Genomic DNA, 24,636 nt, shown 5'->3' with positions numbered 1-24,636 from the left:
CCCTCTCCCACAGGGAGAGGGGGCAAACACTAAAAACGGCAACCAGGTTGCCGTTTTGCTTTTACCTTCGAGAGAGTTTAAACGCAACAAACAGGAACACCACCCACACCGGCAGCAGCATCGCTGACAGGCGCATCTCATCCATGGTGCACATCAGCACCAGAATCAGGCCGAGGAAGGCGATACAGATGTAGTTCCCCGCCGGATAGAGCAGCGCCTTGAACTGCGTCTCGCGCCCCTTGCGGCGCATCGCGGCGCGAAAGCGCAGGTGCGCCAGGCAGATCATGATCCAGTTCAGCAGCAGCGTGGCGACAACCAGCGCCATCAGCAGGCCAAACGCCTCTTTCGGCAGCAGATAGTTGATCAGCACCACCAGCGAGGTGATAGCGCCGGAAAGGAACAGCGAATTGATCGGCACGCCGCGACGGCTGACGCGGGTAAGGAACTTCGGCGCGTTGCCCTGTACGGAGAGGCCAAACAGCATGCGGCTGTTGGAGTAAACCCCGCTGTTGTACACCGACAAAGACGCCACCAGAATGACGAAGTTCAGCGCGGAAGCCACCACGTTGCTGTTCAGGTCATGGAAGATCATCACGAACGGGCTGCTGTCAGATTTTACTTCCACCCACGGATAGAGCGCCAGCAGCACCACCAGCGAGCCGATATAGAACAGCAGGATACGGTACACCACCTGGTTGACCGCTTTCGGAATGCTTTTGTGCGGATCGCGCGCTTCAGCAGCGGTAATACCTATCAGCTCCAGACCGCCAAAGGAGAACATAATGACCGCCAGCGAGAGGATCAGCCCTTTCCAGCCAGTCGCCAGGAAGCCGCCGTGCTGCCACAGGTTGTCGATCGATGCACGCTCGCCGCCGTGGCCGGAGAACAGCAGCCACAGGCCAAAGCCGATCATGCCGATAATCGCCAGCACCTTGATCAGCGCAAACCAGAACTCGGTCTCGCCATACAGGCGCACGTTCACAAGGTTAACGGCGTTAATGATGAAGAAGAAGGCCGCCGCCCAGATCCACGTCGGGACATCCGGCAGCCAGTACTGCATATAGATGCCTGCGGCGGTCAGCTCCGCCATGCCCACCAGCACGAACATCACCCAGTAGTTCCAGCCGGAGAGGAAGCCTGCGAACGGACCCCAGTATTTATAGGCAAAATGCGCGAAGGAGCCGGACACCGGCTCTTCAACAACCATCTCGCCGAGCTGGCGCATGATCAGGAAGGCGATAATCCCTGCGAGAGCGTAACCCAGCAGAACCGCCGGGCCAGCCATTTGAATGGCGGAGCCGATGCCGAGAAACAGCCCGGTACCGATCGCGCCGCCAAGGGCAATTAACTGAATATGTCGATTTTGCAAACCACGTTGCAGCGTCGGACTCTGATCCGACGAAGCTTCAGCGCTACCATGGCCTGAAGCGGATGACGCGTCTTTCACGCCCTACCCCTGTCTCTTTTTTAGAAGGGGCACGTTTTAACACTTCATGCTGGTGGTAGCAAGCTTAACGCCGGGCCAGCGCATGCGCCCGGCGGATAAACGTCACGACCCGATGATCCCGCCGTCTGCTTTGACGATCACCACCGTTGACGATCGCGGACGCCCGTTCGGGCTCGCGTCTGGCCAGCTGGAAACAGCGCGAGGGTTGGCCGGGTCGGTAATATCATCCCCACCCTCCCCCGGATGCTGAATGTTGATAAACAGCGTCCGGTTGTCTGGCGTAAATGCAATGCCGGTGATTTCGCACCCGCGCGGCCCGGTCAGGAATCGGCGATACTCGTTGGTGCCTGGAATGGTAGCCACCATCTGGTTATTGCCCATCCCCTCGTACGCTTTGTTATTGATGGTGCTGGAGGAGACATCGGTCTGGATCCACAGGACGCCCTGGTGGTCAAACGACAGGCCGTCCGGGCTGCCAAATTCCGCGCCCTGCATCGAGCCTTTGGCCTTCGGATCGTCGCCGTCGGTGCGCCCGGCCATGACCAGAATATCCCACTTAAAGCGTGAGGCGGCAGGATCGGCCCCCTCTTCGAGCCAGTGCATAATATGCCCGTACACGTTGTTGGCGCGCGGGTTAGCGGCATCGACCGGTGCCTTGCCCTCTTTCCCGCGATCGCTGTTGTTGGTGAGCGTACAGTAGACGCTGCCGCTGGCGTGCGGATCGACGGCTATCCACTCGGGGCGATCCATCTTCGTTGCCCCCACCACGTCGGCCGCCTGACGGGTTTTAATCAGCAGATCGCCCTGGCTTGCAAAACCGTTGCTTTTATCCAGGCCATTTTGCCCGAAGACAAGCGGCAGCCAGTCGCCGCTGCCGTTTTCGTTGAACCTGGCGACGTACAGCGTGCCGGACGTCAGCAGCTGCATATTGGCTTCGCGGTTCGCGGGATCGTATTTTTTATCCGAAACAAATTTATAGATGTACTCAAACTTTTGGTCGTCACCCATATAAACCACCACGCGATTATCGGCGGCGAGCGTGACGGCTGCCCCCTCATGCTTGAAGCGGCCCAGCGCGGTGTGCTTGCGCGGGGTGGAGGTCGGGTTGTAGGGATCGATTTCCACGACCCAGCCGAAACGGTTGGGTTCGTTAGGGGTTTTATCGACGCTGAACCGCTCATCCACCTCGTTCCAGCGGTACGATTCATCGCTGTCGCTAATGCCGTAGCGTTTTTCCAGCGGGTTGAGATCGGCTTTTTTCACAAATATGTCCGACCAGTTCTCCTCGCAGGTGAGATAGGTCCCCCACGGCGTGTGGCCGTTGGCGCAGTTCTGCATGGTGCCCAGAACGCGTTCCCCCTGCGGATCGGCGGCGGTTTTCATTAAGTCCTGATGCCGCGCCGGGCCGGTAAGCTGCATCGGCGTATTGACGGTAATACGGCGGGCGAACGAAGACGGACGCACCACCTCCCAGCCGCTGCCCGTTTTTTTCACTTCCACCACCGACACGCCCATCGCGTTCTGCCCCTTGCGGGCTTTGTCGAGGCTCCAGTTCGCCGTACCGTCCGTAAACAGCATTCCGTTGTCGATGTATTCATGGTTCATCGCCAGCAGGCCATGCTCCGGGCTTTGCGCCCCCTGCGGCAGGCTAAACCACGCCATGCCATCGTGGTGCATACCCGCCTGCACAGCCTGTTCGTCTGTGGTATTGCTGGCGTCCGGCTTAAATGCCGGCATGTTGTCTTTGATTCCCGTCGGATCACCCCAGCGATAGAACGGGCGGGCAATATAGCCTTCTGGCACCCTGACCGTGTCTTCCGTGGAGACGTCGATGCTGGTAAAGCCCAGGGAAACCGCTTTTGCCAGCGCGGAAGGCTTCGATACCGCGGCAATGGCATTTTCGGGTGTGATCAGATACGGGAATGATACGGCGGCCCCCGCTACGGCCCCCATCTGGAGAAAACGGCGGCGGGAGAGGAACACCTCTGCAACCTCGGAGAATACCGGGTTAGCGCTGCGGTTACTGATATCGTCGCGATGTTCTTTTTTAAATACGGATTTGAGGGGTCTGCCCATAGCGGCTTCCTGTCATTGGCCAAGAGGTAAGGATGTGGCGACCAGTGTAAGAAGCTTTTATTACAATTTTATAACACGACAACGAAGGGATTGGGGCGTCCCTGCCCCGGATAACGAGGTGGAACGCTTAGAACTCGTAGCCAACCGAGACCTTAAAGGTACGCGGCTCGCCCTGAGTGATGTAAGTACCGGAATCGTCCACGCTTGACCAGTAGTTCTCGTTGGTCACGTTGTCGATGCCTGCCCGCACGGTCATCTGGTTTTCATTGTGGTTCACCGCGAAGCGATAGCGCATGCCCAGATCCAGCGTGGTGTAGCTGTCCAGCTTTTTGGTGTTCGCAAGATCGGCATACTGCGTGCCGGAGTGGTTAACGCGTGCGGTCGCCGTCAGGCCTTCAATCGGCTTGATATCGTACTCTGCGCCCAGCACGGCGTAGAAGCTCGGAATACCGATCGCATCGTTGCCCTGATTGACGCCGTTTTTGGTTTTGGTCAGCTCGGCCTGCAACCAGGTGGCGCTGGCATTCAGACGCATCCCAAGCATTGGCTCGCCGAAGACGTTCAGCTCCACGCCGCGGTTACGTTGTTCTGCATCCAGGCCGTAGTGACCGCTGTCGTCAAGGATCGCCGACGGCATTTTGATCTCAAACAGCGCCAGGGAGCCGCCCACGCGGCCAAAGTCCGCCTTTACGCCCACTTCGTTCTGCTTAGAGTGCACGATACCGGTGCTCTGGCCGTAGTTAGTAGCAGTGTTCGGCGCAGTTTCACCGGGCTGTAACGCCTCGGTGTGGTTGGCGTAGAGGGAAATTTCCTCCCACGGTTTATAGACCACGCCGTAGGTTGGCATCCAGCGGCTGCCGTCGAAACCGTCCGCGTCGTTTTCCGCGCCGGTGATTTTGTTGTACCCGCGGATCACTACCTTCTGATGACGTGCGCCTGCGGTGAACAGCAGCTTGTCATCCAGCACGCCCAGGGTATCGCTCAGCAGCCAGCCCTGCGTGCGGGTGCGCCCGCTGGTCAGCGGATCGCTGTATTTGCCGCCTGAGCCGCTGAAGTTGCTGCTGTCCGGCATAGCCACGCCGGTGTTGTGGTAGATATTGGTGGTCGGGTTATCCGCCGCGGCCGACATCTTCCACGCGATTTTTTCGTTTTTGGTCATCGCCGAATACCCGACGTTCACCTTATGCGAGACGAAGCCGGTAGTGAAGTTACCGCGAATACCCGCCATGCCGCTGACGGAATCGCTGATGCGGTTGGTATCAAGGCGGCTGACCGTCGCATTACCGCTCTTATCGAGGAGCTTCGGCGCGCTGTAGATCCCCTCTTCATGCGCGTGCTGTGCGCCGAGGCCGGTATAGGCCGTCCAGCTATCGGTGATGTCGTACTCGCTGCGCCACATGCCGAATTCGTTTTCGATATCGCTGTAGGCCCACTTCTGCGAGAAGTTGCGATCGTTCTTCGGTGGTTCAGGCACGAAGTCCACCGCCGAGATGTTGACGCTGGTCGGACTGCCGTGGAAGGTTTTTTTCTGATAGCCCAGGTCCAGCGAGGTGCGGAAACGGTCACCTTTGTAATCCAGACCGGTGGAGAGCAGCGTGGTGCGGCGGCGGTCGTTCGGCACGCCGGTTTCGCCTTCACGATGCACAAGGTTCACCCGCGCGCCGAACTGGTCGTTATCGCCAAAGCGACGCCCCGCATCCAGCGTGGTGCCAATCTGGGAATCCGAGGTGTAGTCGACGCCCACTTTCGCCTGCGGGATGTCGCCCGCGTGTTTTGGCTCAAGGTTGATCATCCCGCCCACGCCCGAGCTGGCCGCGCCGTTCATCAGGGAGTTGGCCCCTTTGAAGATCTCGATGCGGTCAACCATCTGGGCATCCACCACCTGACGCGGCAGTACGCCGGACAATCCGCCAAAGGTCATATCGTCGCCGTCAAACTTCAGGCCGCGGATACGGAAGGTTTCCGCGCTGTTGCCGTACCCCTGAACGAACTGCACGCCCGCGTCGTTAGCGACCACGTCAGCAATGGTTTTCGCCTGCTGATCTTCCACCAGCTTCGAGGTGTAGCTAATGATGTTGAACGGCACGTCCATGGCGTTCTGCTGCCCGAGCATCCCCATACGTCCGCCGTTAGCCACCTGGCCGTCGAGGAAGGCCGGAAGCAGTTGGTCACCGCCGGGTTTGAAATCACTCCCCGCCGTGGACTGGACCACGATGGTGTCCTCTTTTTTCTCTTCCGCCGCAAAGGCGGAGTGTGTAACCGCGCCGATGGCAATCGCCAGCAGCGTTTTGTGCATTGTGGTGTTGTTCATAATGAGCTCTTAACGTGCGCGCAAAAATGGTCCGTTGTCGGGCCTTAGTATTTATCAAATGAAATGCAAATGAGAACTATACGCATTATGTATACGTAATCAAGCGTCAACGAGGAGCACTGCGCGAGAAGAGGTTAAAAACGATGTGGGGGAGAAGTACGGCGCACAACCACCCCAGAAAGGGGTGGTTGCTAAAGCGTTATTTTTTCTTGTAAATATCGGCGGTGCCGTGAATTTTGTTGTTTGTATTACCGGAAGTCAGCACCAGCACATCAGCACCTTCTTTATCGGCCTTTTCGACCAGCTCTTTTTTCGCATCGTCGACAGAGACTTCGTTAGCCGTGCTCACGGTACCGATTTTTTCGTACTGAGACTCAACTTTTTCGAATTCGTTTTTTGTCATCATTTCAGCCGCAAAGGCGTTGGTGGTAAACAGAAACGCGGTGCCCAACAAAATAGCAGTCGTTTTTTTCATAAACTTTTTCCTTAAGATTAATGAGCAACTACGAAAAGCCCCCACGCGAAACGGTGAGGTGTAATGAGCATGGTAGAGGATTGGCGAAAATGCCATATACCAGGGAAAATTCTTTTATAACAGGCTGTTGTCCTGCATGAATAAAGGGTTTAAGCGGTATTTGAACGCGCCAGATACTTCCTCTGGACGATTTTATGGTGTCGTCTGATTTTTTTTGCGATCAGGCGTTTTTCCCAACGCCGGTGGGATTCAATGGGAATACCAATGCGCAGGCTGGCCGTCACGTTGTCTTCAACAATCCTTTTCGCGTTACAACGCTTTCCGGACAGATCGATGATCCTTATTCCTTTTTCACTCAGGATGAAGTTCCCGCCGTGCGCATCCCCGGAAATGATTTTCAGATTGTGCATTGTCTGCATACTGTGTCGGATTTCACGCTTTATGTCCGGCGTGATCGCGGGAAGAACGCGTAACTCCGGACCGGGGACATACTCAAACAACATGAGCGAGATTTTTGCGAATCTGAAAATCCGGCGTTCAGCCAGGAGATAAAAATCATTCGGGAAGGTATGACCTTGCCTGCCGGCATAGTCGATCCGCTCAATCAAATTTTCGTTGGGGTTGGGCGTAAAAAACGATTTGAAAAATTTTTCTATCCTTTTTTTCCTGGGGGAGTAAATCTTTAATACAAACTGTCCGTAGGGGGTATTCAGTAAAGAGACGTGGGTATGCGGAAGGCTTTTAAATACCATCTGAACGCTGAGTCGTTTTACATTACAGGAAAATATATCGTCCAGTATTTCCAGGTATCGTGTATCGTTATTTTTATAACAGACGTGAAAACCACGGTATTTCATTTTTGTAATCATAATAATGTGCTTAGTATGATTTTTCCACGGTGGTATTAGAACCCGTTGTGATGATACGAACTTTGTCGCCAGGGTTAAATGTCAAACCATTATTGTGCTGCACCACCTGAATAGTCTGCCCGGATTGAGTCTTGATAAGTAACTTCACTTCCTGTGCTGCCAATTCGTTAGACTGCCGGTTATGAGAAGCCGCCGCCCCGGCTGTTGCACCGGCTACCGTCATGGCGGTTTTCCCTTTGCCGTTACCGAACTGGTGACCCACTACGCCACCAATCGTGCCCGCGGTTAGGGTACGCAGCGGATGATACCCTTCTCGGGTATGCGTAATAATTTGGCTCTGCAGAACCGTGCCATCCTCCACCAGCGATCGGATGCCAGCGTAACTCGCCGGACTGGTTATAGCCAGAAAGCTCAACGCGATGAGTAAATATTTTTTCATTTTAAGCCTTTATTATTCATTGAAGGTGACACTATTCTGCCCGGCGAAAAATCATCTCCTTTAGCTAAATATGCTTTACCAGGCAAATAATTTATTTTTACACAAAACGACCATAAATTTAAAAATAAACAATTTAAAACTGGAAAGGTATATTGACTTCAATTATCAATAACGTGTTTTCCAGATACATTGTCAGAGTATTTGATTCAGACGAAGCAATATCCATTGCACAATTCTCAATAAGTACCAATCATCGTTATTAATATAATGGTCCCTGTCCATACAGGGAAAACATCAGGAGTTATATTATGAAAAAAGTCATTCTCGCTCTGGCTTTCACTGCGGCATCATTTTCTGCATTTGCAAATCATCCGGTAGCCCGTGCGACTGCCGTCGCCTCCGCCGATCATCCTGTTGCCGTTGCGGCGGCCACCGGTGAAGGTAACCATCCTGTCGCACGCACAACGGCGGTGGTATCTGCCGATCACCCTGTCGCCGTCGCAGCCGCAACAGACGGTAGTTATCATCCCGTCGCCCGTGCAACCGTGGTCGCTAACGCTGACCATCCGGTCGCCGCCGCGGCCGTTACAGGGCACTAATGGCGCTCTCCCCCGGCAAGGAAGTTGGGGGAAAAGTCAATGTGTCGTATGACCCTGGAAGGCCAGTTATTAAAGGTAATGAAAACACGATTCAGGCTGGTCAGGAACGGCTGAGTGCCGGAGGGTTAATGGCACGCCCTGTAGGATTCGAACCTACGACCTACGGCTTAGAAGGCCGTTGCTCTATCCAACTGAGCTAAGGGCGCACGGAGAAGAGTGTACTTCGCGGTGGTGAAACGCCTGGAATTATACGGTCAATGCGTAGTGAGTCAATGCCTTTTCCACCTTCTCTGCCGTTAATGACTAGCTGATTGTAAATACGGCTGTTTTTTCAACATTTATCCCTCTTTTACGGGCTGCGAAAAGGCTTAGCCGCTTTTAAGTAACGCCTGCTGTTTTCCTGTTTACTTCCCCTTCACACTGTCCTGCGGTATCCCGGCCGCCTGGAGGCTGGAAATGAACAGGACGACGGAGTGACAGCGCCAGACCAGACAGGTTTCCCCTCGTGCGTGCAGCACATCTCACACGACATTACAGGCATCAAGCTTGAACCCATTGTCGCCCTCTCCTCTTCGCGCACGGTAGGGGCTGAAGTGCTCAGCGTGCTGTCACCGCATCAGCAAAGCGAAGGCTTTTTTCACGACTGGTCCGCCGCCCGGGCGCTTATGCTGCTGGAAGCACAGATCGCTGCGTTAAAAAAACCCTTTCCCTGCGACAACCTTTTCATAAATTTGCCGATAACCGTTCTGACCATACCGGAAATGTTCCAGCGTTTACTGCAACTTAACAGCCCACCGCTGAACATTGAACTCGTGGAGCCTGCTTCCTTCTTTTCTCTCTCAGACCCGGCACGTCTGAGTGTGAGTTGTGCGCTTCAGCAGTTGACGGCGCAAGGACATCGGATCTGGTTGGATGACATTGATGAAGCGTCAGGGCGCGCGTTTTTATCCTGCCGCATGCCGTTAAGCGGAATAAAAATCGATAAGATCGCTTTCTGGCGTTTACGTGCAACGCCAGCGCTGGCAAACCTGGTCACGCTTTGTTCAAAAATTGCTGAAAATGTACTCATAGAAGGCATTGAAACAGAAACGGACCGTAAGTTTGCGATTCAGGCTGGCGCGCGCTTCGGTCAGGGATATTATTGGCCATCCTGGAGATGGCAGGAGGACTGAACGGTCATCGCCAAGAGGGAAGCTATGCGAATGACAGTACGCCGTTACCGGCGTCGTCGGACAGGAAGTGATTCACCGGGTTCAACGCACTCGCCTTTTGCTCTCCCATTTTTTGATCGTCTCGAATATTTGAGCCAGTCAATCAACCAGACCCGCAAAACCGATGCTCCCTTTATCGTTCTGGTCACACAGGATAACTTTTTCCGTTCCGGTTTTCTGAGCGGGCACTCTCCCCTGAGCAATTGCTGTGACTATTCCACCCTGGAAGCCGCCCTCAGCGATCTGAATCAGTGGCCTTCATCACGTCTGGTGGTAGATGTAGAAAGCCGCGCCTCGCCGCTTATTGACCTGCTGGACCGATTACGACGCCACAGCCTGTTCGCCCCCTACCTGACACCCTACCTGCTCATCCGCGCCGATGATTACGATACACGCCTGTTTTGCAAAGCGGCTGGCCCTTTTCATGTGATTGAACGGCAACTTACGCCGCGGGCGTTGCAACAAACCTTGCTGGAAGCGCCGTCACCCGCCGGCCACAGGAAAGAGTGGTTTTCACGTGATGAATGGCCGATCCTGCAGGCGCTGTCGCAGGGTAGCACCCTGCGACAGATTGCTCAGTTACAGAACCGCCCCTATAGCCGCATTATTTACCGTCTCAGCTGCATCCTGGCGAAACTTGGGCTGAATCATCGTCATGAGTTGCTACATCTTCTCAACAACCTTTCAGATTTCACGTATTAACGTATTCAGTACCCCCTTAATTCCTAAAGACCTTTAAGAAAACACTTAGAATATATGTTAATTTTTTGTGTTTTTTAACAAAACTTTCGATTTTATAACTATTCCTAATTCTTCACCTTAAACCATGCGAAATGCTGCCTGTACGCTAAACGAGAGTCATTTTATCCATGCGTTAAGTTTCTGACGTTTCCGTTAACAGGATGATAATGGTGTAAAAACAAGCGATTTATCTGTGAATAAAAGCGATGAGAGGTGAAGAAAACAGCAGATAGTGCTGTTTTGACGAAGGGATCATCCTCCTGGCCTGAGGCGTTAGAAATGAGGCGATGACGCGCTAAAGAGCGGACATCCGAGGTAGCGGACAGGCGGAAAACACTTTGTAACGACCTGCGTATTGTTAACATTTGATCAACATACAGTAAGATCGTTTATTTTTTGTTATTACATAAAGATGAAACTGTGTGGTAAATGCAATATCAGGACATTTTTGCTAATTTTAAAAAGTTAGCGATTCAGATACAGAAGATAATAATCATCAATATATGGACATTAATTTACAGGCTTTTCGGACAATACTTAAACGGTATAATAAGACGTGTTTGACACGCGAATAAGAAAAATCATTTTGCCATAACAGCCTTATGAGATAACTGCGCTCAGGCATTGATATCACCACTACGTAAACAAGGATGCTTTCGCTCTTCCCAGGGATCTACCGTACAAGGATCTGCGTAATTATCCTTCCGGCTTTTCGAGAGTTTTAACAAAACTCAGCATAACGCTTTTAACAATCTGAGGCATAAAAAATGAAACCGGCATCCGTTATCATTATGGACGAACACCCTATCGTCAGAATGTCGATAGAAGTCCTGCTACAGAAAAATAAAAACATCCAGGTCAAACTGAAGTCAGGCGACAGCCACGAAGTGCTTGACTGTATACGCAACCACCCCATCGACCTGGTCATTCTCGATATCGAAATGACAGGCACGGACGGCTTCGTATTATTGAAAAGAATCAGAAACTTAAATAAAGATATTAAGATTCTCTTCCTCTCTTCGAAATCTGAAGCCTTCTACGCAGGGCGCGCCATCCGCGCCGGGGCAAATGGTTTTGTCAGTAAGCGGAAAGATCTGGGGGAAATTTATAACGCGGTGGAAATGATACTGACGGGCTATTCTTTTTTCCCGTCAGAAACATTGAGTTTTATAAACCATATAGGCTCCCGGACAGGCGCCGCTGTGGATATGCCATTATCGAATCGTGAAGTGACGGTTCTGCGATATCTGGCGAACGGATTATCTAATAAGGAGATTGCGGATCAATTATTACTTAGCAACAAAACAATTAGCGCCCATAAGTCTAATATCTTTTCCAAGCTGGGCGTACAAAGTATCGTTGAATTAATTGATTACGCGAAAGCGCACGAATTACTGTAATCCTTCCCTCTCCCTGCAACATATAACCGTTACAGGGAGAGGGGATACGATTAATTATAATTAATCATGAAAGTTGCATCGGCATCAGCCCGGCCCGGCTGCGGGTTATCCGCCGTGGCGATATAATTGGCATAAAACGACAGTTCGGCATTTCCCTGCGCATCCACTGACACCGTCTGGCTGGCCTGCTGCAACGCGAGGCGCGTTTTATCCCGGTCGAGGATCTCCACGGCCACGTTACTGGCCGCGCTGGCATCATTCAGCGCCAGCAGGCTGTTATCATGCCCGTCCATCTTCCCCGTAAATGTGATCGAAGCCGCCCCCGGCGGGCATCCGGTCAGCTTCAGGGTGAACGGTACAGGCTGCGTCCGGCTTCCCGTTGTGCGGAGCTGTTTCGTGGGCCAGGTGCCGAGCGTGACGGTTTTATTGCTGTCGTCCCCCTCCGCCACGCATGTAAAGTCCACTATATTGCCGTAAAGCTGAATGTTAATTTCCCCAAGCGCCGTCTCTGCGTGCGCAGGGGAGCAAAGCGCAAAGAGCGCGACGGCTAAATACCGCATTCCGTTTCGCATACCTGCTCCTTAGTCATAGTCGACGCGTAAATAGCCGCGAGAGGTAAAACGCCCCTCGGCAGGTTTTTTACCGGTCACGCTGACGGGCCACGCGCGGATCCCCACCTGTGCCTGTGCGCTATCGTCCAGACGGAACGGGATTTTGCTGGTCAGGTTGTTCGGCGTCAGCGGCACACCATTACTGTTGGCAATCACAAAACCCACATCCGCGTTATCAGAGACCAGCGTACTGCCTGAAACCTTCTCCGCTTCAACACGCATTGTGAGCATGGCGTTCGCCTCGACGTTGGTGCATTTTATGCCGATGGTTTTGCTTTGCGCTGAGATCCCCTCCGGCTTATTTCCGATGCCCGCTTTACTGAACAGAGAGGCGCCGATGTCTCCGAAATCGAACTCCACCACATTCCCGGCATTAATCTCACAGCTCTGAGGCACCTGAATGGTCCCGCTGTAGCTGATGGTATAAACCGGCGTGGTGAGCGGATCCGTGGAGGTCGTGGTGACGTAAACCCGGAACATGATTGCCCGGGGGATCACCACCATATTGATAAAGCGTCGGGTCACCTTAAGCCGAAAGACGAGGCTGGAATCCTGTACACCAAACGGTTTGTTTTTAGACACGTTCGGATGGCTCCCCATCTGAATGTACTTTCTGGGTGGATAGAACGTGCCAGCGTAGCTGTCGGTGATTTTCATCGCCCCGTCCAGATAGTCGTTTAGCTTCAGATACTGGTAGCCATCGCTGGTGCCTGTGACCGGGAATTCGGTCACATAGCTACGCTTGGTGGTGTTCCCGGACGTTCCCTTAGGGCAGACGGCGTTGACGCCCACCCACTGGGACTTCTCGCTGAGTGTAACAATCTGCCCCACCTGGTTATTGGAGCTGTTGAATTTATCCGTCAGGTCGTAATACACCTCCGTCGGCACGCCATTTTCATTGACGCAGACGGTGGCGAACGCCTCAGATAGCGGCAAAAATGCCAGAAGGGATAGCCCCAGATAATGGATTTTATTCACAGCGGATCCCCTTAAGTGTGATCGCCTGTTGCAGGCTCTGTTCTGGCAGGCTGTAGGGCGCACGACACTGGGACTGCTTCCCGTCTCCCCACTGAATCAGCAGTTCCCCGCTCAGCGGCAGCCCGCTCAGGTAAATCTGACCGTCATCGCCCACCATGCTGGTTACGCCGCTCTGCGTCTCACGCACCACCGCCCCAAACGGCACAGGCTGGTTATCACGCTTCACGGTGAGCAACGCACGCACGCCGATGCGGGTGTCAAAACTGGCGCGCACCAGCGCACCGTTCGTCGGCACGACGCTGGAAACGTTATTTTCAATGTCGGTGTTGTTGCTCATGGTGTTAGTGTCGAGCGCCACGCGGTTGTAACGGTACACCGTGGCGTACGGCATCACCGCATAGCCACGCCAGTCTGTTTTGACGCCGGTCTGGTTTTCGACGCTCACGCCTGACGCGCCCGGCGCTTTGATCAAGACGTTGGTATCGCCCAGCGGCTGACTGAATGTGATGCCGTCTGAATGCCCTACCACGCCGCCGGAGAGCTGCCAGTTGAGGTCGTGCTGATCCCGCGTGTAGTTGTAGCCCACACCCAGCGTACCGTACGTTGCCTGCCAGTTGGCGCTGGCGCTGCCGCTGGCACCGTTATTGCTGGTGTGACCCTGCGTGACGCTGTAGTTCAGGTTACGATCCTGGAGCAGCGTTCCGCTGATCCCGGTCTGCCAGCTGGTATCACCGTCGCTGTTGCGGCTTGCTGAGGCCGTGGCATAGGCCCGGTCGATCGCGTTATCGCGACGGTAGCCGTGACGGGTGAACAGGCTGAACGGGACGGAGACGTTAAACGAGGCGATCCGGTCAGTTCCTTCAATGCCGACGGCCTTGTTCCATGACCAGGATAAGGCGTAGCTGATCCCGTTCACCCCGCCGGCGTAGCCGAGCTGATACCAGACGTTGGACTCGCTGGTGCCCCAGTAACTTTGCTGGCTGCCCGACACGTACACCGAGCCGTAATCGCCAAGAGACTGGGAGATATTGAGCTGGAAACGTCCTTTTTTATTCAGCGTCAGGTTGTGATAGCTCTGCACGTCCGGCACGCCGTCATCGTCCTGATCGTCGCCATACTGGTAGCCTTCCATTGTGCGCCAGGCCACATCGTCGAGGGTGTAGAAGCCTTTGGTCGAGTAGCGATAGCCCAGCAGCTGGAAGTTGGTGCCGAATCCGTTAAGGGATTTTGCGTACAGGAACCGCAGTGACTGCCCTTCATGGCGGCTGTCATCGGCAAGCTGGCTGCGGGCATGGGTGAGGTCAAGTGACACCGCCCCCCAGTCACCGAGGTTTTTTCCCGCGCCAATGGCGATGGCGGTATAGCGCGAGGCCAGTTGCGTTCCGCCGTACAGCGTGTAGCCGTCGGCAAGACCCGCAATCATCGTACCCTGAGTAAAGAACGGCGTGGCCTGCTCGCTGTTGCCGCTGCGATAGTCCCCTGCCACCAGATCGTATTTCCAGCGTCCTTCACGCTGAAGCAACGGAACGGTGGAATACGGGACGGTGTAGCGCTGCTGGCTGCCGTCCTTCTCTTCCACCGTCACCTCCAGGTCACCGCTTGAGGAGGTCGGGTTAAGGTCAGTTATCGCAAAAGCCCCCGGCTGCACATAGCTTTGGTAAATCACGTATCCGTTCTGGCGGATCACCACTTTGGCAGGGGTGCGGGCGATTCCGCGTACGGTAGGCGCGTAGCCTTGCAGGCTGTCCGGATACATGCTGTCGGACGAATAGAGCCGACCACCGCGAAAACCGACGCTGTCGAAGACATCGTTACCGGTGTTGCTGTCGCCGAGCACCAGCTCGCTTTTTAGCGGAATGACCGTACGCTGCGCCCAGGTGCCAATATTTTGCCAGCTGCTGTGCCGCTGGCCGTTGCTTTCGGTATAACGCCACGCGCCGTTATTGCGTAATCGCCAGGCGCCATAGTTCAACCCGCTTTGCAGGTTCAGATAGTAGCTGTCGTCGTCGCTGCCCCGGTTGCCGGTGAAGCTGTAGTTCAGCAGCGCGGCTGGGATGCCTTCATCCCACTGTTCAGGCGGAATATACCCGCGGGCGCTGTTTTGCATCGCCACCTGAGGCAGACTGACGTTAAGGCGCAACGAGGCGAAGTTGAACGCCGTTTCGCTGCCCGGAATAGCCGTGGTGAGCGGAACGCAGGTCTCGCCCTGCACGTTGCTCAGTTCCGGGAAGGCGGCGATATTGACGCCAAAGCGATCGAGCATCGCGCGCGTAATGCACGGCGACAAACCGCCCGCGACCGGCGGCGTGTTGTCGGCTTGCTCAAACCGCACGTCCTGGGTGCCGATAAACTCATCGTTACGCCAGATATCGACGCGATAGACGCCCGGTGCCTGCTGGTGGCCTTTCTCAAAACGCGACAAATCCGCCACGTTCGCCGCGTCATCGGAGAGAAACGCCGGGTTAAAGTAGCTTTCGCCCCAGCCAGCGTGTGGCCAGAGCGTTGCCATCAGTGCCAGCGCAACCGGGCAGTAACGCCATTGAGTGTTCATCGCCCTGTCTCTGCTCACAGGCTGACGCTACGCGCCGGCGTAATGGCACCGTAGTCATTCACACTCTGCCAGGAGAGCGTGCCGCTCGCTGCGGCAGGCAGCACCTGCTGCGCCGAGCTTTTAGGGGCAACCATCAGGTTCTCCAGCGTCTGACCGCCGAGCTTCAGATTGACCAGCGTGACGTAATACGGCGAGGCATTGCTCACCTTAAGATGGTTGCCGACGCGCTCAAAACGCAGCTGTGAGAGCGCCTCTTCCGGCGGCATCGCCAGGTTAGCCGGGCGAACAAACAGCTTGATGCGTGACAGAATGGCCAGTTGCAGGACGTTGTTGCCGTCCTGATGTTTTTTGCTGACGGAGGGAATCGCTTTGACGTTCATGTAAAAGAGTGATTCGCGATCGGCAGGCAGCGCCGGGCCTGCGTAGATAATGCGCAGGGTGTTTTCGCTGGCCGGCTCGCTGACAAACAGCGGCGGCGTGACGGCAAAGGTTTTTTCCTTTTGCCCGTTGGCATTTTCTATCCACGCGTTAATTAAATAGCGCTCTTGTTTATTGCTGTTGGTGATCGCCAGCGACGTTTGTTTTGCATCGGCCGGATAAATAACGCGCGTCGCGCCCAGCGCAATTCCGCCGGATGCATTCGCGCTGGCAGAAACCATCATCAAAATAAAAGTTAAAAACAGTCCAGGTTTAATCAGGGTGTTCATCACAACCGTACCTTTAATAATTAGTTCGCAGGCGTCAGGGATAAATCAACGTAAACCAGACATTCGACTGAATAGTGCCTGGTACAAGGTGTTCGGAAATAGCCCGGTAGCGGGCGCTGAAATGAAATACCAGCTCGCGGGTGTTAATGGGTAAGCAGCTCACTGCCGTCGCGTTCGGGATGATCTGACGTTGCTGTTCGTCAAAAAGCGCCAGTCCGACACCACTGCTGACCGCATTTTCCCCCGGCCGCGATGTCGCCAGGAAAACCTGCGGGTCTTCTGCCGGTGTCACTCCCTGGAACTGGATCCCCACGGTGCGGGAGACGTCCACGCTGCAATCCAGCAGACGTACGGTGAAAGGCACATTAACCGTGGAAAAGCTGCCGACGCCGGAAAAGGCGTTTGTGCGGTATTGCCCCATATCCACGCGCATATTCTGGCTGTCCGGGGCCACGGCGCAGCCGCCGTTAACCAGCTCTCCCCTGAGGTGTACTTTGCCGCCGTCTATGACAATGGTATGTGCGTTTACCGCTGAGGCAATCGCAAGGGCACACAGCAGTATCCCAGTCCTTGTCATCCTTCGCTCCCGGTATAGGCGATCAAAAGACCTCTTCCCTGAGGCCAGCCACATCCCTGTACTCAGGCATTACTCGTATTTCATTACGAATGTTGCGTCCGCGTTTGCCTGGCCTGGCGCGGTGGTCGCCGCCGTGGCTTTATAGCGCGCGGTGAAGTTCAGGGTGTTAGTCCCTTCAATCAGGTTCTGCGCCGCAGAGAAGGTTGCACCGTCCGGGGTCAGCGTGGAGGATTTGCTGTCGAGGATCTCAATGCCTACGCCCTTCGCGGAGTTGTCGTTGTTACCGGAGCTTACCGCCAGCAGCGTTTTGTCGGTGGCGTCGATCTGGCCGGTAAACGCGACAGCAGCGGTTTTCGCTACCGCAGGATCGCAGTCGTTCAGTTCGATGGTGAAGGGAATATTGGAGGTGGTGTCACCCACTTTAGTGAATTTCGCGGTACGGTACTGGCCGAGATTAACCGTCTGCTCTGAAGAGTCAGTATTCACTGAACACGCGGCATTCACTAATTCACCTTTAAAATGCACCGTACCACCGTTTACAGATACAGGTGCTACCGGATCTTCTGCGTGAGCGGCACCCGCGACCAGGGCCAGAGTTGCAATAACAGTAGAAGCAATGTTGCTGAGTTTCATGTCTATTCCTTTAAAATGTAAATAACCCTTCCCGCGCATATTCGGGAATAAGAAATACGTTCAATTAAAAAATTGAAGGCTTATTTCGGAGAGGACAAAGTAGCTCAGGAATCTATTTTGTAATATGTCAAAACGCTGCCATTTTGCCAGGTCACATCCTAATCGCCTCTAAGAAATTGACCATGCCCTGAGAAGGGGTTTTGCGGGCCATCGATGAAATCTCGTAAAGGGTGACTGACAGCGGCGCTCGCTTCTGACAAAATACAGGTAATCCCCCCTTTCTAACGTTACAGACGGAATCTTCTCTCTGATGGCAGCAAAGATTATTGACGGTAAAACGATTGCGCAGCAGGTGCGCTCTGAGGTTGCGGAAAAAGTGAAGGCGCGTAAAGCTGCCGGAAAACGCGCTCCAGGGCTGGCCGTAGTGCTGGTTGGCAGCAACCCGGCTTCGCAAATTTATGTCGGCAGCAAACGCAAAGCGTGTGAAGAGGTGGGGTTCGTCTCCCGCTCTTACGATCTGCCGGAAACCACCAGCGAAGCGGAACTGCTGGAACTGATTGACACCCTGAATGCCGATAAAGAGATCGACGGCATTCTGGTTCAGCTGCCGCTGCCTGCGGGCATCGACAACGTGAAGGTGCTGGAGCGTATCGCGCCGGACAAAGACGTTGACGGTTTCCATCCGTATAACGTGGGCCGCCTGTGCCAGCGCGCGCCGCGCCTGCGTCCGTGCACCCCGCGCGGCATCGTGACGCTGCTGGAGCGTTATAACATCGACACCTATGGCCTGAACGCCGTGGTGATTGGCGCCTCCAACATCGTGGGCCGCCCGATGAGCATGGAGCTGCTGCTGGCGGGCTGCACCACCACCGTCACCCACCGCTTCACCAAAAACCTGCGTCATCACGTCGAAAACGCCGATCTGCTGATCGTTGCGGTCGGCAAGCCGGGCTTTATTCCGGGCGAGTGGATCAAAGAGGGCGCAATCGTCGTGGACGTGGGTATTAACCGTCTGGAAAACGGCAAAGTGGTTGGCGACGTGGTGTATGAAGATGCCGCAGCCCGAGCCTCCTATATTACTCCGGTCCCGGGCGGCGTAGGCCCGATGACGGTCGCAACACTGATTCAGAATACCTTGCAGGCGTGCGAGGAGTATCACGACGTAGAGGACGCGTAATCATGGCAACTTTTTCTTTAGGTAAACATCCGCACGTTGAGCTGTGCGATCTGCTGAAGCTGGAAGGCTGGAGCGAAAGCGGTGCGCAGGCGAAAATCGTCATCGCCGACGGGCAGGTAAAAGTAGACGGCACGGTGGAAACCCGCAAGCGCTGCAAAATTGTCGCGGGCCAGACCGTGAGCTTTGCAGGTCAGAGCGTGACCGTGACGGCCTGAGCTGTCTGATGCCCGGTGGCGCTGCGCTTACCGGGCCTACGTACTGTCTCCGTTTGTAGGCCGGGTAAGGCGAAGCCGCCACCCGGCAATTTCTCTCACAATCCCCTCACACCCATCACGGTTAATTATCGATCAACTTCAAATAATCACTATTCCCTCTGGCGAAACGTGAAAATTATGTTGCGCGATTTTCAGACTTTCCCCACGATAAGTAGAACGTTCTACTAAAACGTTCTACTTACAATAACAGCGCGAAAAAGCGCTACTCGGGGGAAATCAGCATGAGTCTGATATCAGGGTTTGTTAAATCGCTGTCTAAGTTATCGATGATTGGTCGCGCCTTAATGCTGCCAATTTCACTGCTTCCCGCTGCGGGCCTGCTGCTGGCCTTCGGCGATAAGTTCCACCTGCCGCTGATGATGAACGCCGGCGGGGTTATCTTTGATAACCTGCCGATGCTGTTCGCCATCGGCTCTGCCGTCGGTCTGGCTTCGGAATCCGGCATTGCGGCACTCTCTGCGGCGGTCTCGGTGTTTGTCACCAACATAACCATCAGCACCGTGCTGAGCATTACGCCGGAAATGGCCTCCCAGGGCGGGAAATACGCCATGGTCGTCGGCATTCCGACGTTGCAGATGGGCGTCTTTGGCGGCCTGATCTGCGGTATTCTCGCGGCCTGGTGCTACAACCGCTTCCACACCATGCAGCTGCCGGAATTCCTCGGCTTCTTCTCCGGGAAGCGTTTTGTGGCGATTGCGACGGCATTTCTGTCGTTCCTGCTCGGCCTGCTGCTGCCGTACGTGTGGCAGCATATTCAGTCCGGGATCGACGCCCTGTCCGTGGTGGTGAACGGCGATAACCAGGCGGCCTCGACCTTTATCTTCGGGCTGGTGGAGCGCGCGTTGATCCCGCTCGGCCTGCACCACATCTGGTATCCCTCCTTCTGGTATTCGTTCGGGGATTACACCACCCAGGCGGGTCAGGTGATCCACGGCGACCAGACCATCTGGTTCAAGATGCTCGAAGAAGGGGTGAAATCCTTCAGCAGCGATACCTACCAGAACGCCGGGAAATTCATGCAGGGCGAGTTCCCGCTGATGCTGTTCGCGCTGCCTGCGGCGTGCCTTGCGATGTACCATGAAGCGCATACGAAGAATAAGAAAATTGCGGCCGGTATTCTCTTCTCCGCCGCCCTCACCTGCTTCCTGACGGGCATCACCGAGCCGGTAGAGTTCACCTTTATCTTCGTGGCGCCAATCCTTTACGTCTTCAACGCCATCATGGCGGGCCTGGCGTACATGACCATGTACCTGCTGCATGCGCACATCGCCAAGTCGTTCTCGGCGGGCTTTATCGACTACCTGTCGTTCGGGATCCTGCCGTCGTTTAACGGCTATCAGACCAACTTCCTGAGCGCCATTATCATCGGTATCCCTATGGCCCTGATTTACTACTTCACGTTCCGCTTCGTGATCCGCCGTTTCGACGTGAAAACGCCGGGCCGCACCGAAGTGACCGCCAGCGCGAATGACAAGTCCGATTCCGAACTTGCAACCGAAATCATCGGCCTGCTGGGCGGTGCGCAGAACATTGATTCTGTCGGCTCCTGCATCACGCGTCTGCGTCTGGAAGTTACGAAGAGCGAAGCGGTGGACCGGGACGGGCTGAACGGGCTGGGCGCGCGCGGCGTGGTGTTTGTTGGCGACAACGGGATACAGGTGATTTTCGGGGCCAGAGCACAGTTTATCGCCCAGACCATGTCCACGATGATTGGCAAATAATAAGATGCCTGAAGGAGGCGTCTCCTGTACGCTGGGGTACGCCTCTTATCTGGCTGATAATCGGTAAATTTCAGGGAGCGGTTTTGAAGAAAGTCAGCATTATTGATGTTGCAAAGCATGCGGGCGTGTCGGTTTCTACCGTGTCGCTGGTGCTGCGCCAGAAAGGGAAGATCTCAGAGGCGACGATCGGGAAGGTCAATGCCGCCATCACAACGCTGGGCTATGTTCATAACGTCGCCGCTGCCAACCTTCGCGCCAACACCTCCAATTTAATCGGCCTGATCCTGCGGGACTTCAGCGACAGCTTTTCCATCAAAGTGATGGCGAGCATCGTTCAGGAGCTGGAGAAACAGGGTTATATGGTTTTTCTCGGTCAGCCGCTGAACGATGACGAACATCTTGAGCGTACCCTGCTCTCATTTAAGCAGCAGGGCGTGGCGGGCGTCATCTACCTGGCGTCGGACACCCGCGCCGCCTCTCTCCCGGAACACATTCGCCAATGCCCGCTGCCGCTTGTGTCGGTTTCGCAGTCGTTGCTGGAAGAGAAATGCAATCTGGTGATGCGCGATAACCGCCAGGCGGCGAACCTGGCCGCGCGTTATCTTATCGAGCGCGGGCACCGCACCATCGCCTACATTGGCGGGCGCGACGGGTGCCGTATTCGCGAGCAGCGCCTGCTCGGTTTTCGCAGCGCGATGACGCAGAACGGCCTGGTCTGGCGTGAAGAATATTCACCCGCCTGCACCGATGACACGCAGGCGGCGGCCATGGCGACTCGCCAGCTGCTGGAGAAGAACAACACGATTACCGCCCTGCTCTGCCATTCGCCGGACGCGATGATCGGTTCGATCTCCGGCATTCACCAGGTGGGGCGCACGGTGGGCAAAGACGTGTTTTTAACCCAGCAGGTGGCGCTGATTGGTTTTGAAGATATGCTCCACGTTAATCTCACGTCGCCGTCACTGACTTACGTTTCGTCTGCCAGTGAAGAGACCGGCCGCCAGGCGGTAGGGCTGATGATCCGCAGGCTGAAGGAGCCGGATCTGCAAACGCAGCGTATTACCCTCTCCGGCCAGCTTATCGCGCGGGAATCGGCGTAAATTCAGAATTTAGCATGGGTCTTTTAGCGCGAGATGACTGCTATATTTCCATGATTTGCCATGGATAAATGCAATGCCTACCGTTATCACCCACGCTGCCGTACCTCTGTGTCTGGGCTTAGGGCTCGGAACCAAAGTCATCCCACCCCGCCTGCTGTTTGCCGGGATCGTCCTCGCCATGCTGCCTGACGCTGACGTACTGGCGTTTAAATTCGGTGTCGCCTACGGGAATATTTTCGGCCACCGCGGTTTCACTCATTCGCTGCTGTTTGCCTTGGTAGTGCCCATACTTTGCGTGCTGGCTGGGCGTCGATGGTTCCGGGCCAGCCTGTCGCGCTGCTGGCTGTTTTTAACCGTGTCGCTGCTGTCGCACAGCCTGCTGGATTCGATTACCACCGGCGGAAAGGCGTCGGCTGGCTGTGGCCCTGGTCAGATGAGCGCTTCTTTGCACCGTGGCAGGTGATTAAGGTCGCGCCGTTTGCACTGTCGCGCTATACCACGCCGTACGGGCATCAGGTGATTATCTCGGAACTGCTGTGGGTGTGGCTGCCGGGAATCGTGCTGATGGGAGTATTATGGTGGAAGAAGAGAAGGTAAAAAAAGCCGGGTGGCGGCTACGCCTTACCCGGCCTACTTTCACCTGTAGGCCCGGTAAGCGTAAGCGCCACCGGGCATTACGGACTTACTTACGACGCCAGGTGGTGCCCTGCGGGCCGTCTTCCAGAATAATACCCATCTCGGTCAGACGGTTACGCGCCGCATCCGCCGCCGCCCAGTCTTTCGCCTGACGCGCTTCCAGACGCGCTTTAATCAGTGCTTCAATTTCCGCTACTTCACCGTCGTCCGCCTGCGCGCCGCTTTGCAGGAACACGTCCGGCTCCTGCTCCAGCAGGCCGAGCACGGAAGAGAGCTTACGCAGATGCGACGCCAGCGCATTCGCCGCCGCCATATCTTCTGACTTCAGGCGATTCACCTCACGCGCCATGTCGAACAGCACGGAGTAGGCTTCCGGCGTGTTGAAGTCGTCGTTCATGACCTCAACGAAGCGGGCTTCGAACGCCTCGCCGCCAGCGGCCGGAACAGACCTGTCGGTGCCGCGCAGTGCGGTATACAGACGCTCCAGCGCAGCGCGCGCCTGCTTCAGGTTCTCTTCGCTGTAGTTCAGCTGGCTGCGATAGTGGCCGGACATCAGGAAGTAGCGCACGGTTTCCGCGTCGTAATACTTCAGCACGTCGCGCACGGTGAAGAAGTTACCCAGCGATTTCGACATCTTCTCGCGGTCAACCATCACCATCCCGGAGTGCATCCAGTAGTTCACGTACTCGCCGCCGTGAGCACAGGTGGACTGCGCGATTTCATTTTCATGATGCGGGAACATCAGATCCGAACCGCCGCCGTGGATGTCGAAATGGTTGCCCAGCTGTTTGCAGTTCATCGCTGAACATTCAATGTGCCAGCCCGGACGCCCTTCGCCCCACGGGGATGGCCAGCTCGGTTCGCCCGCTTTGGACATCTTCCACAGCACGAAGTCCATCGGATTACGCTTCACGTCAACCACGTCCACGCGTGCACCGGCCTGGAGCTGGTCCAGATCCTGGCGGGAAAGCGCACCGTAGGTTGGGTCCGTCGGCACCGAGAACATCACGTCGCCGTTGTCTGCCACATAGGCGTGACCGCGCTCGATCAGCTTTTGGGTGATCTCAATGATTTCATGAATATGGTGGGTCGCACGCGGCTCGCTATCCGGGCGCAGAATATTCAAGGCATCAAAATCCTTGTGCATTTCGGCGATCATGCGATCCACCAGCGCGACAAAGCTTTCGCCATTTTCATTAGCACGTTTAATGATTTTGTCGTCGATGTCGGTGATGTTGCGCACATACTTCAGGTTATAGCCCAGGAAGCGCAGGTAGCGGGACACCACGTCGAACGCGACAAAGGTACGGCCATGGCCGATATGACAGAGATCGTAAACCGTAATACCACACACGTACATGCCGACTTCCCCGGCATGGATAGGTTTAAATTCCTCTTTTTGGCGCGTCATTGTATTAAAGATTTTTAACATCGAAGATTCCATGTAAACACGTGTGTGGATTGTTTGTTCCTTATAATACCCATAATTCGGAGCACGGTCAGCACACAATGCAAGGTGATCGTGTCCTGTGGTTATGCTATAACAAGCCCCTATATGTGACCCGAGCACGGGTCGACGCACCACAATAACGGAACAGGATGCAAAAATGGTTACTTTCCACACTAATCATGGCGATATCGTAATCAAAACCTTTGATGACAAAGCGCCTGAAACAGTTAAAAACTTCCTGGACTACTGCCGCGAAGGTTTCTACAACAACACTATTTTCCACCGTGTGATCAACGGCTTTATGATTCAGGGCGGCGGTTTCGAGCCTGGCATGCGCCAGAAAGAGACGAAAGAAGCGATCAAAAACGAAGCGAACAACGGCCTGAAAAACACCCGCGGTACGCTGGCAATGGCCCGTACTCAGGCCCCGCACTCTGCTACCGCACAGTTCTTCATTAACGTGGCGGACAACGACTTCCTGAACTTCTCTGGCGAAAGCCTGCAGGGCTGGGGCTACTGCGTATTCGCAGAAGTGGTTGAAGGCATGGACGTGGTCGACAAGATCAAAGCCGTTTCTACTGGCCGCAGCGGTATGCACCAGGACGTTCCTAAAGAAGACGTTGTGATCACAAGCGTGACCGTCAGCGAGTAA

The 24,636-nt window shown here is 55.0% G+C and carries 22 protein-coding genes, 1 tRNA gene and 1 pseudogene; 10 read left to right on the top strand and 14 right to left on the bottom strand.

Annotated elements, in window-relative coordinates:
* Window positions 1–61: 61 nt before the first annotated feature.
* The 6 genes from pheP to INF86_RS04900 all read right to left on the bottom strand — a co-directional run bounded on the left by pheP (window position 62) and on the right by INF86_RS04900 (window position 7,617).
* Entirely contained in the window at window positions 62–1,447 is a 1,386-nt protein-coding gene (gene pheP / locus INF86_RS04925) for a phenylalanine transporter (RefSeq protein ID WP_193543273.1), read from the bottom strand.
* A 102-nt stretch (window positions 1,448–1,549) separates the two neighbouring features.
* Entirely contained in the window at window positions 1,550–3,523 is a 1,974-nt protein-coding gene (locus INF86_RS04920; protein WP_193543272.1) for a PhoX family phosphatase, read from the bottom strand.
* 127 nt (window positions 3,524–3,650) lie between these two features.
* Entirely contained in the window at window positions 3,651–5,834 is a 2,184-nt protein-coding gene (locus INF86_RS04915) for a TonB-dependent siderophore receptor (RefSeq protein ID WP_193543271.1), read from the bottom strand.
* Between the two features lie 199 nt (window positions 5,835–6,033).
* The gene (yahO, locus tag INF86_RS04910; RefSeq protein ID WP_022647318.1) at window positions 6,034–6,309 is read right to left on the bottom strand and encodes a DUF1471 family periplasmic protein YahO; all 276 of its coding nucleotides are present in this window, start codon (window positions 6,307–6,309) and stop codon (window positions 6,034–6,036) included.
* A gap of 149 nt (window positions 6,310–6,458) precedes the next feature.
* A complete protein-coding gene (locus INF86_RS04905) occupies window positions 6,459–7,166 on the bottom strand; it encodes a lipopolysaccharide core heptose(II) kinase RfaY (protein WP_227414734.1) in 708 nt (235 codons plus the stop codon).
* Window positions 7,167–7,188: 22 nt separating this feature from the next.
* A complete protein-coding gene (locus INF86_RS04900) occupies window positions 7,189–7,617 on the bottom strand; it encodes a glycine zipper 2TM domain-containing protein (RefSeq protein ID WP_022647316.1) in 429 nt (142 codons plus the stop codon).
* A gap of 308 nt (window positions 7,618–7,925) precedes the next feature.
* On the opposite strand from INF86_RS04900, the gene INF86_RS04895 reads away from it, so the two are divergent.
* The gene (locus INF86_RS04895; protein ID WP_022647314.1) at window positions 7,926–8,216 is read left to right on the top strand and encodes a hypothetical protein; all 291 of its coding nucleotides are present in this window, start codon (window positions 7,926–7,928) and stop codon (window positions 8,214–8,216) included.
* Window positions 8,217–8,345: 129 nt separating this feature from the next.
* Here the strand turns inward: INF86_RS04895 and INF86_RS04890 are convergent.
* Window positions 8,346–8,422 (bottom strand) — tRNA-Arg (locus tag INF86_RS04890).
* A 303-nt stretch (window positions 8,423–8,725) separates the two neighbouring features.
* Here INF86_RS04890 and INF86_RS04885 point away from each other — a divergent pair.
* The 3 genes from INF86_RS04885 to fimZ all read left to right on the top strand — a co-directional run bounded on the left by INF86_RS04885 (window position 8,726) and on the right by fimZ (window position 11,568).
* Window positions 8,726–9,388 (top strand): EAL domain-containing protein, encoded by a 663-nt coding sequence (locus INF86_RS04885; RefSeq protein WP_193543282.1) that lies wholly within the window; start codon window positions 8,726–8,728, stop codon window positions 9,386–9,388.
* 24 nt (window positions 9,389–9,412) lie between these two features.
* Window positions 9,413–10,129, top strand: a complete 717-nt coding sequence (locus INF86_RS04880; protein WP_023299489.1) for a response regulator transcription factor — start codon at window positions 9,413–9,415, stop codon at window positions 10,127–10,129.
* Window positions 10,130–10,935: 806 nt separating this feature from the next.
* Window positions 10,936–11,568, top strand: a complete 633-nt coding sequence (fimZ, locus tag INF86_RS04875) for a fimbria biosynthesis transcriptional regulator FimZ (RefSeq protein WP_022647311.1) — start codon at window positions 10,936–10,938, stop codon at window positions 11,566–11,568.
* A 50-nt stretch (window positions 11,569–11,618) separates the two neighbouring features.
* Here the strand turns inward: fimZ and sfmF are convergent, their stop codons facing one another.
* The 6 genes from sfmF to fimA form a co-directional block, all read right to left on the bottom strand.
* A complete protein-coding gene (gene sfmF, locus INF86_RS04870) occupies window positions 11,619–12,140 on the bottom strand; it encodes a fimbria assembly protein (protein ID WP_023299488.1) in 522 nt (173 codons plus the stop codon).
* Window positions 12,141–12,149: 9 nt separating this feature from the next.
* Window positions 12,150–13,157, bottom strand: a complete 1,008-nt coding sequence (gene fimH / locus INF86_RS04865; RefSeq protein ID WP_022647309.1) for a type 1 fimbria D-mannose specific adhesin FimH — start codon at window positions 13,155–13,157, stop codon at window positions 12,150–12,152.
* Window positions 13,150–15,708 (bottom strand): fimbrial biogenesis usher protein, encoded by a 2,559-nt coding sequence (locus INF86_RS04860; RefSeq protein ID WP_058676937.1) that lies wholly within the window; start codon window positions 15,706–15,708, stop codon window positions 13,150–13,152. Before INF86_RS04860 ends, fimH begins: the two co-directional genes overlap by 8 nt.
* Window positions 15,709–15,722: 14 nt before the next feature.
* Window positions 15,723–16,415, bottom strand: coding sequence for a type 1 fimbria chaperone FimC (fimC, locus tag INF86_RS04855; protein WP_022647307.1), 693 nt, complete (start codon window positions 16,413–16,415; stop codon window positions 15,723–15,725).
* A 34-nt stretch (window positions 16,416–16,449) separates the two neighbouring features.
* Entirely contained in the window at window positions 16,450–16,992 is a 543-nt protein-coding gene (fimI, locus tag INF86_RS04850; RefSeq protein WP_193543269.1) for a type 1 fimbrial protein subunit FimI, read from the bottom strand.
* Window positions 16,993–17,061: 69 nt separating this feature from the next.
* Window positions 17,062–17,625: a type 1 fimbrial major subunit FimA gene (gene fimA, locus INF86_RS04845; RefSeq protein ID WP_022647305.1), complete on the bottom strand. Its 564-nt coding sequence runs from the start codon at window positions 17,623–17,625 to the stop codon at window positions 17,062–17,064.
* A gap of 310 nt (window positions 17,626–17,935) precedes the next feature.
* Between fimA and folD the strand changes: the two genes are divergently transcribed.
* From folD to INF86_RS04820, 5 genes and pseudogenes are all read left to right on the top strand, one after another.
* Window positions 17,936–18,802 carry a bifunctional methylenetetrahydrofolate dehydrogenase/methenyltetrahydrofolate cyclohydrolase FolD gene (gene folD / locus INF86_RS04840; protein ID WP_008499332.1) on the top strand — a complete coding sequence of 289 codons (867 nt, stop codon included), beginning with the start codon at window positions 17,936–17,938 and terminating at the stop codon, window positions 18,800–18,802.
* A gap of 2 nt (window positions 18,803–18,804) precedes the next feature.
* Entirely contained in the window at window positions 18,805–19,017 is a 213-nt protein-coding gene (ybcJ, locus tag INF86_RS04835) for a ribosome-associated protein YbcJ (protein ID WP_022647303.1), read from the top strand.
* 281 nt (window positions 19,018–19,298) lie between these two features.
* A complete protein-coding gene (locus tag INF86_RS04830; RefSeq protein ID WP_165464931.1) occupies window positions 19,299–20,798 on the top strand; it encodes a PTS transporter subunit EIIC in 1,500 nt (499 codons plus the stop codon).
* An 83-nt stretch (window positions 20,799–20,881) separates the two neighbouring features.
* The gene (malI, locus tag INF86_RS04825) at window positions 20,882–21,898 is read left to right on the top strand and encodes a Mal regulon transcriptional regulator MalI (protein WP_193543268.1); all 1,017 of its coding nucleotides are present in this window, start codon (window positions 20,882–20,884) and stop codon (window positions 21,896–21,898) included.
* A gap of 73 nt (window positions 21,899–21,971) precedes the next feature.
* Window positions 21,972–22,495 (top strand): annotated as a pseudogene (locus INF86_RS04820) (metal-dependent hydrolase).
* A gap of 85 nt (window positions 22,496–22,580) precedes the next feature.
* Here the strand turns inward: INF86_RS04820 and cysS are convergent.
* Complete coding sequence (gene cysS, locus INF86_RS04815) at window positions 22,581–23,966, bottom strand: cysteine--tRNA ligase (protein ID WP_022647300.1); 1,386 nt, start codon at window positions 23,964–23,966, stop codon at window positions 22,581–22,583.
* Between the two features lie 175 nt (window positions 23,967–24,141).
* Between cysS and ppiB the strand changes: the two genes are divergently transcribed.
* A complete protein-coding gene (gene ppiB, locus INF86_RS04810) occupies window positions 24,142–24,636 on the top strand; it encodes a peptidylprolyl isomerase B (protein ID WP_000256009.1) in 495 nt (164 codons plus the stop codon).

It is taken from the genome of Enterobacter cloacae complex sp. I1M, from assembly GCF_014982425.1.
Taxonomy (GTDB): Bacteria; Pseudomonadota; Gammaproteobacteria; order Enterobacterales; family Enterobacteriaceae; genus Enterobacter; species Enterobacter intestinihominis.
The sequence above is the reverse complement of the archived record's forward strand: the minus strand, read 5'-3'. Positions and strand labels throughout refer to the sequence as shown.

Excerpts from the sequence above, each read along its gene's own strand:
- yahO (WP_022647318.1), bottom strand. The coding sequence starts at position 6,309 with ATGAAAAAAACGACTGCTATTTTGTTGGGCACCGCGTTTCTGTTTACC.
- INF86_RS04830 (WP_165464931.1), top strand. The coding sequence starts at position 19,299 with ATGAGTCTGATATCAGGGTTTGTTAAATCGCTGTCTAAGTTATCGATG.
- INF86_RS04905 (WP_227414734.1), bottom strand. The coding sequence starts at position 7,166 with ATGAAATACCGTGGTTTTCACGTCTGTTATAAAAATAACGATACACGA.
- cysS (WP_022647300.1), bottom strand. The coding sequence starts at position 23,966 with ATGTTAAAAATCTTTAATACAATGACGCGCCAAAAAGAGGAATTTAAA.
- INF86_RS04915 (WP_193543271.1), bottom strand. The coding sequence starts at position 5,834 with ATGAACAACACCACAATGCACAAAACGCTGCTGGCGATTGCCATCGGC.
- INF86_RS04880 (WP_023299489.1), top strand. The coding sequence starts at position 9,413 with ATGCGAATGACAGTACGCCGTTACCGGCGTCGTCGGACAGGAAGTGAT.
- folD (WP_008499332.1), top strand. The coding sequence starts at position 17,936 with ATGGCAGCAAAGATTATTGACGGTAAAACGATTGCGCAGCAGGTGCGC.
- fimI (WP_193543269.1), bottom strand. The coding sequence starts at position 16,992 with ATGACAAGGACTGGGATACTGCTGTGTGCCCTTGCGATTGCCTCAGCG.
- INF86_RS04920 (WP_193543272.1), bottom strand. The coding sequence starts at position 3,523 with ATGGGCAGACCCCTCAAATCCGTATTTAAAAAAGAACATCGCGACGAT.
- INF86_RS04860 (WP_058676937.1), bottom strand. The coding sequence starts at position 15,708 with ATGAACACTCAATGGCGTTACTGCCCGGTTGCGCTGGCACTGATGGCA.
- sfmF (WP_023299488.1), bottom strand. The coding sequence starts at position 12,140 with ATGCGAAACGGAATGCGGTATTTAGCCGTCGCGCTCTTTGCGCTTTGC.
- INF86_RS04895 (WP_022647314.1), top strand. The coding sequence starts at position 7,926 with ATGAAAAAAGTCATTCTCGCTCTGGCTTTCACTGCGGCATCATTTTCT.
- fimZ (WP_022647311.1), top strand. The coding sequence starts at position 10,936 with ATGAAACCGGCATCCGTTATCATTATGGACGAACACCCTATCGTCAGA.
- ybcJ (WP_022647303.1), top strand. The coding sequence starts at position 18,805 with ATGGCAACTTTTTCTTTAGGTAAACATCCGCACGTTGAGCTGTGCGAT.
- fimC (WP_022647307.1), bottom strand. The coding sequence starts at position 16,415 with ATGAACACCCTGATTAAACCTGGACTGTTTTTAACTTTTATTTTGATG.
- fimA (WP_022647305.1), bottom strand. The coding sequence starts at position 17,625 with ATGAAACTCAGCAACATTGCTTCTACTGTTATTGCAACTCTGGCCCTG.
- INF86_RS04900 (WP_022647316.1), bottom strand. The coding sequence starts at position 7,617 with ATGAAAAAATATTTACTCATCGCGTTGAGCTTTCTGGCTATAACCAGT.
- ppiB (WP_000256009.1), top strand. The coding sequence starts at position 24,142 with ATGGTTACTTTCCACACTAATCATGGCGATATCGTAATCAAAACCTTT.